Annotated in this window: 11 protein-coding genes and 1 pseudogene; 8 read left to right on the top strand and 4 right to left on the bottom strand. The window is 34.2% G+C overall.

Translation table 11 applies throughout. The features are described from left to right. The first annotated feature begins 320 nt into the window (after positions 1 to 320). Both nrdD and nrdG read left to right on the top strand, forming a co-directional pair. A complete protein-coding gene (gene nrdD / locus ACGH6P_RS02980) occupies positions 321 to 2,456 on the top strand; it encodes an anaerobic ribonucleoside-triphosphate reductase (RefSeq protein ID WP_411596706.1) in 2,136 nt (711 codons plus the stop codon). Positions 2,457 to 2,473: 17 nt separating this feature from the next. Further along, positions 2,474 to 2,938, top strand: coding sequence for an anaerobic ribonucleoside-triphosphate reductase-activating protein (nrdG, locus tag ACGH6P_RS02975; protein WP_267350452.1), 465 nt, complete (start codon positions 2,474 to 2,476; stop codon positions 2,936 to 2,938). A 14-nt stretch (positions 2,939 to 2,952) separates the two neighbouring features. Here nrdG and can read toward each other — a convergent pair whose 3' ends face one another. The 4 genes from can to ACGH6P_RS02955 form a co-directional block, all read right to left on the bottom strand. After that, on the bottom strand, positions 2,953 to 3,612 hold the full coding sequence (gene can, locus ACGH6P_RS02970) for a carbonate dehydratase (protein ID WP_411596705.1): 660 nt from the start codon (positions 3,610 to 3,612) through the stop codon (positions 2,953 to 2,955). An 80-nt stretch (positions 3,613 to 3,692) separates the two neighbouring features. Beyond that, positions 3,693 to 4,751 carry an FAD-binding protein gene (locus tag ACGH6P_RS02965; protein WP_411596704.1) on the bottom strand — a complete coding sequence of 353 codons (1,059 nt, stop codon included), beginning with the start codon at positions 4,749 to 4,751 and terminating at the stop codon, positions 3,693 to 3,695. A gap of 379 nt (positions 4,752 to 5,130) precedes the next feature. Further along, positions 5,131 to 6,171, bottom strand: coding sequence for a CobW family GTP-binding protein (locus ACGH6P_RS02960; RefSeq protein ID WP_411596703.1), 1,041 nt, complete (start codon positions 6,169 to 6,171; stop codon positions 5,131 to 5,133). Between the two features lie 16 nt (positions 6,172 to 6,187). Then, positions 6,188 to 6,385 (bottom strand): YbdD/YjiX family protein, encoded by a 198-nt coding sequence (locus tag ACGH6P_RS02955; protein ID WP_065558673.1) that lies wholly within the window; start codon positions 6,383 to 6,385, stop codon positions 6,188 to 6,190. A 297-nt stretch (positions 6,386 to 6,682) separates the two neighbouring features. Here ACGH6P_RS02955 and murA point away from each other — a divergent pair, with 297 nt between their 5' ends. From murA to ACGH6P_RS02925, 6 genes and pseudogenes are all read left to right on the top strand, one after another. Then, the gene (gene murA, locus ACGH6P_RS02950) at positions 6,683 to 7,942 is read left to right on the top strand and encodes a UDP-N-acetylglucosamine 1-carboxyvinyltransferase (RefSeq protein WP_411596701.1); all 1,260 of its coding nucleotides are present in this window, start codon (positions 6,683 to 6,685) and stop codon (positions 7,940 to 7,942) included. A 50-nt stretch (positions 7,943 to 7,992) separates the two neighbouring features. Beyond that, positions 7,993 to 8,568, top strand: coding sequence for a DJ-1 family glyoxalase III (locus ACGH6P_RS02945; protein ID WP_267379847.1), 576 nt, complete (start codon positions 7,993 to 7,995; stop codon positions 8,566 to 8,568). A gap of 11 nt (positions 8,569 to 8,579) precedes the next feature. Beyond that, on the top strand, positions 8,580 to 9,485 hold the full coding sequence (locus ACGH6P_RS02940) for a cation diffusion facilitator family transporter (protein ID WP_411596699.1): 906 nt from the start codon (positions 8,580 to 8,582) through the stop codon (positions 9,483 to 9,485). An 87-nt stretch (positions 9,486 to 9,572) separates the two neighbouring features. After that, positions 9,573 to 10,535: a 6-phosphofructokinase gene (pfkA, locus tag ACGH6P_RS02935; protein WP_220216427.1), complete on the top strand. Its 963-nt coding sequence runs from the start codon at positions 9,573 to 9,575 to the stop codon at positions 10,533 to 10,535. A gap of 359 nt (positions 10,536 to 10,894) precedes the next feature. Beyond that, positions 10,895 to 11,158 (top strand): annotated as a pseudogene (locus ACGH6P_RS02930) (GNAT family N-acetyltransferase); the annotation flags it as partial. A 118-nt stretch (positions 11,159 to 11,276) separates the two neighbouring features. After that, positions 11,277 to 12,350 (top strand): acyltransferase family protein, encoded by a 1,074-nt coding sequence (locus ACGH6P_RS02925; RefSeq protein ID WP_267358784.1) that lies wholly within the window; start codon positions 11,277 to 11,279, stop codon positions 12,348 to 12,350. The last annotated feature ends 589 nt before the right edge of the window (positions 12,351 to 12,939 follow it).

The raw sequence follows: 12,939 nt of genomic DNA, 5'->3' as shown, positions 1-12,939 counted from the left end.
TTTGCGCTTGAAATTTCTTTGCAAAACAACCTTTCTTATCTTTTAGGCTTTACATATCAAAAGACTTGTCGTACTTGGCTTGAAGCGTGTCAAGTAATTTAATTTAGTAAATTATCTAGTAAAACACAATATATGGTGTATAATCTCAATATATCTACTATATATAGTATTATTTAAGCTATGTGAAAATCTCTGTCTATCTCAAAAAACACTTAATATTCTTACGAGAAACGAATAATTCTTAATAATTACAATGAATATTAATATGTGAACTAAACCTTGCCCCAGCGCTAATTATTAATGAATATTGAGGAGTATATATGCCTGTAGTTATCAAACGCGATGGTTGTCAAACTGCATTCAATGAGACTCGAATTAAAGATGCTATAGTTAAAGCTGCGGTTGCAGCGAATGTTAATGACCCGGATTATTGTGCTGACGTTGCTCGTATGGTGACCAACCAGATGAGCGAACGCGAAAGCGTTGATATCAACGAAATTCAAAATGCTGTTGAAAATCAATTAATGTCAGGCCCTTATAAAAAATTAGCGAGAACTTATATCGAATATCGTCACGACCGTGATCGTGCTCGGGAAGAACGTAGTCGTTTAAATCAAGATATTCGTGGGCTAATTGAACAAAGTAATGTGGCTATTTTGAACGAAAATGCCAATAAAGATAGTAAAGTGATTCCAACTCAGCGTGATTTACTGGCAGGTATTGTGGCAAAGCATTATGCCAAACAGTATTTGTTACCAAAAGATGTTTCTCGTGCTCATGATATTGGTGAAATCCATTATCATGATTTAGATTATGCACCTTTCTTTCCAATGTTTAACTGCATGTTAATTGATTTAGATGGAATGTTAACCAATGGTTTTAAAATGGGTAACGCTGAAATTGAACCACCAAAATCTATTGCAACTGCAACTGCGGTCACCGCACAAATAATTGCTCAAGTTGCAAGTCATATCTATGGTGGAACAACAATCAATCGCATTGATGAAATATTAGCGAAATTTGTAACCATCAGTTATCAAAAACATAAACAGATTGCTGAAGAATGGCATATTCCTAATCCTGAAGCTTATGCAGAAAGTCGAACACAAAAAGAGTGTTATGATGCGTTTCAATCGCTTGAATATGAAGTCAACACCTTACACACCGCTAATGGTCAAACCCCTTTTGTAACGTTTGGCTTTGGTTTAGGTACCAGTTGGGAATCACGTTTAATTCAAGAATCCATTTTAAAAGTACGAATTAAAGGTTTAGGTAAAAATCACAAAACCGCTGTTTTCCCTAAACTTGTTTTTGCTATTAAAGATGGCATTAATCGTCAGCCTGATGACAAAAATTACGATATTAAACAACTTGCATTAGAGTGTGCAAGTAAACGCATGTACCCTGATATTTTAAACTACGATAAAGTTGTTGAAGTGACTGGTTCATTCAAAACACCTATGGGATGTCGAAGCTTTTTAGGTGTTTATGAAGAAGACGGTGAACAACTTCATGACGGACGTAATAATTTAGGTGTGATTAGTTTAAACTTGCCACGTATTGCCATTGAAGCAAAAGGTAATGAAGCAAGCTTTTGGGAACTTTTAGATAAGCGTTTAACGCTTTGTAAAAAAGCACTGATGACACGTATTGCCCGTCTGGATGGTGTTAAAGCACGTGTTGCGCCAATTTTATATATGGAAGGGGCATGTGGTGTAAGGCTAAAAGAAGACGATAGTGTGTCTGAAATTTTCAAAAATGGTCGAGCTTCAATTTCGCTTGGTTATATTGGACTTCATGAAACTTTAAATGCGTTATATGGCAATCAAACACATCCTTTTGATAGCGAAATTTTACGAGAAAAAGGCGTAGCTATTGTTGAACATTTACGTAAAGCGGTTGAGCAATGGAAAGAGGAAACTGGTTACGGATTTAGTTTGTACAGTACACCAAGTGAAAACTTATGTGACCGTTTTTGCCGTCTTGATACAGCTGAATTTGGTGTTATACAAGGAGTGACAGATAAAGGTTACTATACCAATAGTTTCCATTTAGACGTTGAAAAAAAGGTCAATCCGTACGAAAAAATTGAGTTTGAAAAAGCATATCCTGCGGTGGCAAATGGTGGGTTTATCTGTTACGGTGAATATCCAAATATGATTAACAATGTTAAAGCGTTAGAAGATGTTTGGGATTATAGCTATTCTCGAGTACCTTACTATGGTACTAATACGCCAATTGATGAATGCTATGAATGTGGTTATACCGGTGAATTTTCATGTACCAGCAAAGGGTTTGTTTGCCCAAGTTGTGGTAATCATGATTCGGCTAAAGTCTCAGTAACTCGCCGTGTTTGTGGGTATTTAGGTAGTCCCGATGCACGTCCATTTAATGCAGGTAAACAAGAAGAAGTTAAACGTCGTGTTAAACATTTGGATAATGGGCAAATTGGTTAAAAAATTATTACCTATTTATGAACTATCATCGTTACTATCCTGTTGATGTTGTAAATGGTGAAGGTACTCGATGTACGCTTTTTGTTGCTGGCTGCGTTCATCAATGTCGTGGCTGCTACAATAAAAGTACATGGTCATTAGATTCGGGTTTACCATTTACACAGTCAATAGAAGATCAAATCATCAAAGATTTACAAGATACAGAAATAAAACGTCAAGGATTATCGCTTTCTGGCGGTGATCCTTTGCATCCTCAAAATGTGCCAACAATTTTAAAATTGGTCAAACGTGTAAAAACAGAATGTGATAACAAAGATATTTGGCTTTGGACAGGCTATAAACTTGATGAGTTAACACCCGAACAACAGGCTGTTATCCCGTATATTGATGTCTTAATTGATGGCAAATTTGTTCAAGAACAAGCCGATCCAAAGTTATTATGGCGAGGAAGCAGTAATCAAATCATTTACCGCTTCAAATAAATATGAGCCAATAATTATTGTTCTTTGTGTAAATTTAAAAGATAAGAAATCGCTTCCCGATAATTAATTTCAAGATTTTCGCTACTTGATGAAGTAATATGCAAATCGGTAATCTTACCGTTACCAATACCATACACCCAACCATGTAAATTGACTTTTTTACCGCGTTGCCATGCTGACTGAATAATGGTTGAATGACCTAAATTATAAACCTGTTCAATAACATTTAATTCGCATAATATATCCATGCGAAGTTCTGGCGCAAATTTACCAAGTAGTGAACTATTTCGAAACCATAGGTCACGAATATGTAACAACCAATTATTGATTAAACCGAGATCTGGATTTTCGACTGCAGCTCGAATGCCCCCACAGTCTAAATGACCACAAACGATAATATCTTCAATTTTTAGCACATCAACAGCATATTGCACGACCGATAAACAGTTAAGATCTGTGTGAATTACTTGATTACCGACATTTCTATGGACAAACATCTCTCCTGGTTTGAGTTTGATCAGTTTTTCTGCTGGAACACGGCTATCCGAACAGCCGATCCATAAAAATTTAGGGTTTTGTTTAACTGCAAGTTGTTTAAAAAATTCAGGGTCTTCCTGCTCAATCTTTTCTGACCATTCGTGATTAAAACGAATTAAATCGTTTACGTCAAACATAATAATTATTTCCTAATTTATTTCATCGATATGATTAAACTAATTTATTATTTAATTAACAGTATGCAGTCTAATATAATTTATTCCATATTTATATGCTGAATTTTACTTTTCATGATTAATTTACGCCAAAAAGGGGTAGTTAATATTTTGGCTTTGACTATTTTACTGTATAGCTTTAATCGTAACGGCAAAGTTTTAAAATAATATCGTTTATTTGGATCGGGATCAGTGCTATTTAAGATCTTACTTAAAATCTCGGCGCTATCAAGCGCATAACTAATGCCCTCTAAAGAACTGGCACTAATAAATCCTGCTGCTTCACCGATTAAAAAAATGTTCTCGTTTCCTGTATAAAAATCACGAAAGCGGTTTGGATAAATCACTAAGCATTTTTCTGTCTTATGGGGTTCTCCGAAAATAAATCCTTGCTGAGTTAATTTTTTTTTCAGATTTTCAAAATGTTGATTGGCTGTTTTTTTAGGAAATGCGCCACCAAAAATAAATGACCCGTCTTTTGAAATGCTCCAAGCATAACAATTGGTTGATTGATTATCAAAAATACAAGAATAAAAAGGATGGGGATGCTTTTCTGCAAACCATTGTTGTATAGCAACATACTGTCTTATTGAATGGGAAGGATAGCGCATTCGTCTGACTAGTGAATTTGCGCCATCTGCGCCAACAACATAACGAGTTGTGATTTTTTGCTCTATGTTATTTTCATCAATATAAGTAATTTGATAACCTTCTATAATACGCATTACTTCTTTGCATAATGTATTGTGATGCACTTCAACAGAGGGTGGAATCAGTGATTTCAACCATAAATCGAATTTATGCCGATCGAAACTAACATAAGTACGTTGATAATTACGAATAAGATTAGTCTGTAGATCATAAGTTTTTACGCTGAAAATTTGCGGATCAGACAAAATATCAGTAGGTAAATTCAGTTTTTGCCGAATAAATGATTTTTGTGCATCATTAGCAAGTAATCCACCACAAGGTTTATGAAAACCTGCATCACCGGATTGATGTTTTTTATCAAATGCAATAATTTTAAATGATGGGCTAAGTAAACGTGCTAAGGTACTGCCTGCAGGTCCAAGACCTACAATTGCGATATCATAATCCATACTATTAAGTCAGTTATCCTATAAATAATAAATTGGGTCTATGTTATCATATTTGGATTTAATATTACTATTATGTATGCGGTTTAGGATATGTGATTTGTCTTCAAATGATCGGTAAATAGACCTTTTTGTAAAAAAGCTAGTTCAGTTCAGCTAATCTAAAAATTTATGTTGAAAGCAAGTTATATTTTTTTGCTTTGATTAGAGGGAACAAATGAATTAAAAAAAGTCCCCGATTAATTGAAAAAATGGATTTTTATTACATAAAAGTCAATAAAATTTAACCGTTATTAAATGGCAATAAAGAAGAGTGAATACCATATAATTTTTTAATAACGGAATAAATTGATGTAATAACCTATTGAATGCAAGTTAACGATTATGTTTCCATGGTTTTTAAAAATGCCTGATTCAACTCGTCAAAAGGTAAGGGGCGACTGATAACGATTAACTTCGACTCTTTCTCTTGTTCATTTTGCCAAGGCGAACCATAATCAAATCCGACTACTTTATGAACGCCTTGCACTATTAAACGTTGAGCATTCCCTTTGATAGCCAGTACACCTTTATAACGCAACATGTCATTACCATATTGCTCAACAAGTTGTTCCATAAATGAACCTATTTTTTTTAAATTAAGTTGTTTTGCTTCGAAAAGATAGGAACAGATTTCATCATTTTTAAGTGAATGAGATTTTTTTAACGGAATGAGTTTAAAGCCTGATTGGTGTTTTGGGCTTGTGTCAATGACAAACAAGCCTCGATTAATGGTGAGTTCATCACTCAAATCGAATGCGTGAATATCTAGCCATGCGGATTTTGGAAGTTGACCATTAACCGCTTCAATTATCATTGCCTTATGATTAATATGGTGAAGTCGGTTTATAACGTGATTTTTTTGTTCTTCATCAACACAATCTGTTTTTGTTAAAATAATGCGATCTGCAAAACCGATCTGTGAAAGGGCGACTCGATGATCATCAAGATGTGTTAGTATGTGTTTAGCATCGACTAAAGTGACTATTGCATCTAATTGAATCGTTTCCCGAATCAATTCATCAATAAAAAATGTTTGTATGATTGGCGCAGGATCAGCAAGGCCTGTCGTTTCAATAATAAGACGATCGAACTGTAATTCACCTGCGATGCGTTTAGCGTGCAGTTGATGTAGTGCCTCAGTTAGTTCGCCTTGAATGGTACAACAAATACAACCATTAGTAATTTCGACAATTTGAATATCCGTGCTGACATTAAGCAAATTACTGTCAATATTCACCGGCCCGTATTCATTTTCGATAATAATTGTTTTTTCGTTGCGGTTATTTTCTAATAAATAATTAATTAGTGTTGTTTTTCCTGCACCAAGAAAACCTGTTAATATCGTGACAGGAAGTAAAGAAGAATTAATTTGCTCAGTCATGACATATTCTTAATTGTTAACAACATTTAAACCCACCTTTGCCTGAATAACGTGCTTCTTGGCGTTCTTTAAAAAACTCTTCATAAGTCATTGGCGTTTGTTCTGGATGGGTCAACTTCATATGTTGAACATAAGTATCATAATCGGGAATACCAACCATTAACTTAGCGGCTTGTCCAAGGTACTTACCAGCTTTTGCGAGTGAATCAAACATGTGTTTTCTCTTAAATAAAATTGTTTTTTGTTAAGTAATAATATCACGCTAAACATGACAAATTTAATGGTGATTACTCTAAATAACAGTACTTAACTATAAGGTGCTTGTTTATTTGAGTCAATCATTGTTTAGCAGGGATTTTATCAATTCATAAACAATATGGGAAAGTTTTTAACAAATCCCTTTTGAAAATAATGATAAGGTTGGTTTTTTTGGATATCTTATAAAATTCATTTATCTATTAGCAAATAACTTTTATAATATTTGCCAATTTATCAAACATAAGAGTTAACAATGGAAAAGTTTCACGTTACAGGTCCAACCTCACTTAATGGCGAAGTCGTTATTTCTGGCGCTAAAAATGCAGCGCTTCCAATTTTATTTGCAGCGATTTTAGCTGAAAAACCAGTTGAACTTCAAAATGTGCCTAAATTGAAAGATATTGATACGACTTTAGACTTATTAAGTCAGTTAGGTGTGAAATGTCAACGTAATGGTTCGATTCATCTTGATGCGCGTCATCTCGATAACTATTGTGCTCCTTATGAACTTGTTAAAACAATGCGTGCATCAATTTGGGCTTTAGGGCCGTTGGTTGCGCGCTTTGGACAAGGGCAAGTTTCGTTACCGGGTGGTTGTGCTATTGGCGCCAGACCTGTTGATTTACATATCACTGGCCTACAACAATTAGGCGCAACAATTACCTTAGATGAGGGCTACGTTAAGGCTTCGGTTGAAGGACGATTAAAAGGTGCTCATATCGTAATGGATAAAGTAAGTGTTGGCGCTACCGTCACTATTATGTCTGCTGCCACCTTAGCAGAGGGTAAAACGATTATTGAAAATGCAGCTTGTGAACCAGAAATAGTTGATACAGCCAAATTTTTAAATATGTTAGGGGCAAAAATTACTGGTGCAGGAACTGTTCGTATCGAGATTGAAGGTGTTGAGCGTTTAGGTGGTGGCGTGCATGAGATTGTTTCAGATCGTATTGAAACTGGCACTTTCCTTGTTGCAGCAGCAATATCCAAAGGTAAAATTACATGTCGTAAAACCGATCCAACGCTACTTGATGCCGTCATTGCTAAATTGAAAGAAGCTGGTGCAAAAATTGAAACCGGCGAAGATTGGATATGTTTGGATATGGAAGGTAAACGTGCTAAGGCGGTCAATATACATACCGCACCACATCCTGGCTTTCCAACAGATATGCAAGCTCAATTTTCTCTATTAAATATGGTTGCACAAGGAACGGGAATTATTAAAGAAACGATTTTCGAAAATCGATTTATGCATGTACCTGAGCTTGTGCGTATGGGTGCCAGAGCTGAAATTGAAGGTAATACATTAATTACACACGGTGTTGAAAAACTAAGTGGAACGCAAGTCATGGCAACTGATTTACGCGCTTCAGCAAGTTTGGTTCTTGCCGGCTGTATCGCTGAAGGTTCAACTATTGTTGATCGTATTTACCATATCGACCGTGGTTATGATAATATAGAAGATAAATTGAGAAAATTAGGCGCTAAAATTGAAAGGATTAAAGTAAATTAATCCTATCAAGTCTTTGCGATAACGGTTGATATGTTAAAAGGAGAACAATAATGACTAAACAAGCATTAGTATTCTTATCTGAAGGTTGTGAAGAAACTGAGGCCGTTACCACTATTGACTTATTGACCCGTGCAGGTATAAAAGTTATCACTGCAAGTATTTCTCATTCACGTGAAGTTGCGTGTTCTCGTGGGGTAACTATCCTTGCACAAAAAGTATTTTCCGAAATTAAACACACTGATTTTGATGTGGTTATCTTACCGGGTGGTTTAAAAGGTGCGGAAAATTTTCGTGATTGTCCTGAGTTAATCGAAAAATTAAAACAAACACATCAATCAGGTAATATTGTTGCGGCCATTTGTGCATCACCTGCAATGGTTTTACAGTATCATCATTTATTCCCTCATGCTTTTATGACCGGTTATCCAACAACTAAAGATGCATTTAAACATTGGAAAGCCGAAAGAGTATACTTTGACGAACAATATAAAATCATTACTAGCCAAGGTCCTGCGACTTCAATTGATTTTGCTTTAAAAATTATTGATGCTTTATTAGGTAAAAATAAAGCGGCTGAAGTTGCTGAACAGTTAGTACTACCATCAGGAATTGAATCCTATCAATAAATAGGTATCAAATGTCAAATTCACATTTGTATGAAAAATTAGTTAAAAAAGCGACATTAAGTGCCGTCTTAATTTCTATTTTCTTAATTACTATCAAATTAATTACTTGTTGGTTCACGGGGTCAATTAGTTTATTTGCTTCACTGCTTGATTCAAGTATAGATTTAATCGCATCCGGTCTAAATTTCTTTCTTGTGAGATATGCACTAAAACCTGCTGATGATGATCATACTTTTGGTCATGGTAAAGCAGAATCACTTGCTGCTTTAGCACAGAGTACGTTTATTATTGGATCAGCGACAATTTTGCTTCTTTCCAGCATTAAATCAATTGTTCATCCTACAGCACTTGAGGTTCCATTATTTGGTATCATCGTGTCTGTCATTTCGACAGTCATTACTTGTTTCTTAGTGTTATATCAACGATATGTGATAAAAACTACGCAAAGCAAAGCAGTGAAAGCAGACATGCTACATTACTCTTCGGATATGTTTATGAATGTCGCAGTAGTAATCGCACTCTGTTTAAGTTGGTATGGCATTACTTATGCAGATGCTGTATTTGCTTTTTTTATCGCTTTATTCATTTGCTATAATGCTTACCATATTGCCTACAACGCTATTCAAGATCTGCTTGATCGCGCATTGCCTGATAGTGACAACCAAAAAATAGCAGAAATTGTGGCATCATTTCCACAAGTACATGGTTTTCATGATTTAAAAACCAGACAAGCTGGGCCTGTAAAATTTATTCAATTACACATTGAACTTGATGATAACATGTCATTAGTAAAAGCGCATGCCATAACCGATGCGGTTGAAAAACATCTTGCTAATGAATTTGCGCCTGCCACAGTCATTATTCATCAAGATCCTATATCGGTTGTTCCTGCTGAAAAAATGAGTGATAAATTATAACCAAAAATAGCTTTTATATTCTATTGTTAGATATCTGTTAAAACTCTATAATAGTTAAAAGTTAATTATTATTTGGAGTTATGTTGTATGATAAAAAAAATTGGTATCTTAACCAGTGGTGGTGATGCACCAGGGATGAATGCTGCGATTCGTGGTGTGGTTAGAACGGCATTAACGGAAGGATTGGATGTTTTTGGTATTCATGATGGTTATTTAGGGCTTTGTGAAGATCGAATTACTCAATTAGATCGTGCTAGTGTGTCAGATATTATTACACGAGGTGGTACATTTTTAGGTTCAGCGAGATTTCCTGAATTTAAAGATAAAGAGGTGAGAAAAAAAGCAATAGCGAATCTCCAAAAACACCAAATCGATGCATTAGTAGTCATTGGCGGTGACGGTTCTTATATGGGAGCAATGCGATTAACTGAAGAAGGATTCCCTTGTATTGGTTTACCCGGCACAATTGATAATGACATTCGTGGCACGGATTATACAATTGGCTATTTTACTGCACTTAGCACCGCCGTCGAAGCTATCGATAGATTGCGTGATACTTGTTCTTCTCATCATCGTATTTCAGTGATTGAGATTATGGGACGTGATTGTGGTGATTTAACTTTAAATGCAGCTGTGGCTGGCGGTTGTGAATTCATGATTATCCCTGAAGTTTCTTATACTAAAGAAGACTTAATTGAAGAAATTAAACTCGGTTTTGCTAAGGGTAAAAAACATGCTATTGTAACTGTTACTGAGCATATGTGTGATGTTAATCAGCTTGCAGCTGATATTGAAGCTGCTGTACATCATGAAACTCGAGCTACTGTGCTTGGTCATGTTCAACGAGGTGGTTCACCGGTTCCTTACGATCGTATTTTAGGTTCTCGTATGGGGGCTTTCGCTGTCGAGTTGTTGCTACAAGGTCATGCTGGACGCTGTGTAGGTGTACAAAATGGTAAACTAGTTCATCACGACATCATAGAAGCAATTAATACAATGAAACGTCCGTTTGATATGGAATTATATAATGTTGCTAAACGTCTATTTTAGAATGTACAGTAATCTTTAAAAATATCAACAAATGGTAAATCAAATGAAGGTGAATAATTGAATATAATGGGAATATTACGTTTATATCAAAAGTTCACCTATGAAATATAAAATGATGTGTTAATGGATCAAGTTAATACCGTTCTACTTTTTAAATTTATATGATTTAAAAAATTTCAATATAAATTCAACAAAGTTAATATTATCCATAAATAATCGATAAAAATCATGTTAACGAAGAGGTCGTTAACTCCGAAAAGAATAACTGCAAAATCTAAATAAAATTCCTTAATATAAATAAGTTGGTAACATCATAAACAAATAATTTTACACTCTATACTTATTATCCCGAATGTAAGGAGAAGCGTATGTCACTTATCTATAAAGAAGACCCAGAAAGATTTTATATTCTTGATAATGATAAAGAAATAGCAGAAATGACATTTTCTCGTATTGGTCAAGATAAAGCGACAATTAATCACACTTTTGTGGATTCAAGTTATCGTGGTCATGGTTTGGCTGATAAATTACTCGATCTTACTGTCAAAAAATTAACTGAAGAACATCGAGAAATCATTCCTATCTGTTCGTTTGCTGCAAAGAAATTAAATAGACAACATTAATACAATCTAACATTTCTTTGATAACTGTTTATCTTCGTTTTTATAAATACTTATTATTGTCGTTTAATTATATGATACAGTATAGAGAATTATATATTTTCTATCATTACTATTAAAAATGACAACTGTAAAAGCTCAAAAAATTCACTCCATCCACGTATTACGTGGCGTTGCAATTATGATGATTGTCTTCAGTCATTGCTTAGGTGTATTTATCAATAATAAAACCTTAATTGAAAATAGTTATCTTTACTCGTTTTTAAATTTATTTGCCTTTAATTTCACAACTTTTTTTGTGTTAATTGCAGGATTTCTGTTTCAACATTTAACTTACAAATATAATACAAAAACATATTATTTATCCAAATTTAAAACGGTTGTCTGTCCTTATATCTCTGTATCTATATTTTGTTTTCTTTTTTTTCATTATCAACAATTATCACAATTGCCGTTTTTTTCTGTTACGCAAACGAGTGTTATGAGTCAGATTACTATCATGATGCTAACCGGTTCGCAGTTATTACCGCTCTGGTTCATCCCAATGATTATCATTATTTATATCATGGCGCCTCTGTTTTATAAGTTATCACAAAAGAATTTGATTGTTGCCGGTCTGATATGTATGTTTTGGGTTGTTATGTTCACAAAACCTGACTTTACTAAACCCCTACTAAATTTATTACATTATGGTCCTGTCTATTTAATCGGAATGATGACTAGACAACATTATGAAACAATCATCAAAGCAATTAAAAATAACTTATATCTGATTATGGCTTTTTTAGGATTGTGCTTTTTTGTCACTTTTGTTGGGCGTTATGTTGATAATCTTGGTGTCGAAAAACTTTGGCTTGATACGTTGCAAAAAATTATCCTATTTATGTTAGCACTCTATTTTTTAGATAGATTGAATCATAAAACGAATGACGGGATGGTTTATAAATTTTTCTCATTTATGGCTAATATAAGTTTTCCAATTTATTTTATTCATCAAATAATCATTATTGAGCTTTTAAAATTAATTCAAGTTTCACAACTGGGCAGTATTCTTAAAACAGAAAATGGTGAATTAGCTGCAATTGTTGCAGTTTGTTTATTAATATTCACATTGGCGTTCAGTGTGCTGGTTGCTTGTATAATAAAATTTATATTAAAAGATAAATCAGTTTATGTCATAGGTAGTATTCGCTAACGTTAACTTTAATTAAGCTTGGATAAAAAAATTATGGGTTTAAAAAATAAAAATGATTGCCACAACAGTTTTTTTAAATAAGAAGGATTAAGTAAAGTAATTATTGTTGCTATGGTAAGGTGAATGAATAGAAATGTAATGATAATTATCTAGCAAATTGTTTTTGCAAGACCTTATCGGTTTGGTTTGTTTTATGTCAAAAATTTATCGTAAATGGCTTTGAATAAATATGAAACAAACGCGCAAAAATTTGAAATAATTGCTTGCATGATTTTTTTAAGGCTCTATAATGCGCATCCACTGACACGGCGTCAGCGAAAGCAGGCGGTACAAGAGGTTAGTGAGCAGGATCAAAAATTTTGAAAAAAGATCTTGACGAATAAAAAGGTGTAGCGTAGTATACGCAGCCCTTGAGACAGTAAAAGCGAAAAAATACTGTCAGCTCTTTAAAAAGAAGAAACAGACAATCTGTGTGGGCACTTGCGAGACGAAAGAATAAAGTCTACGGACTCAAAAAATTAAGTCTTGATAAGTGACACTGAAGATTCATTTGAATATGTCAGAGACAGTTATTGAGCATCAAACTTTA

The organism is Gilliamella sp. CG25 (assembly GCF_046635705.1).
Classification (GTDB): domain Bacteria; phylum Pseudomonadota; class Gammaproteobacteria; order Enterobacterales; family Orbaceae; genus Gilliamella; species Gilliamella apicola_I.
Note: the sequence above shows the minus strand (reverse complement) of the source record. Positions and strands in the feature narration are given on the sequence as shown.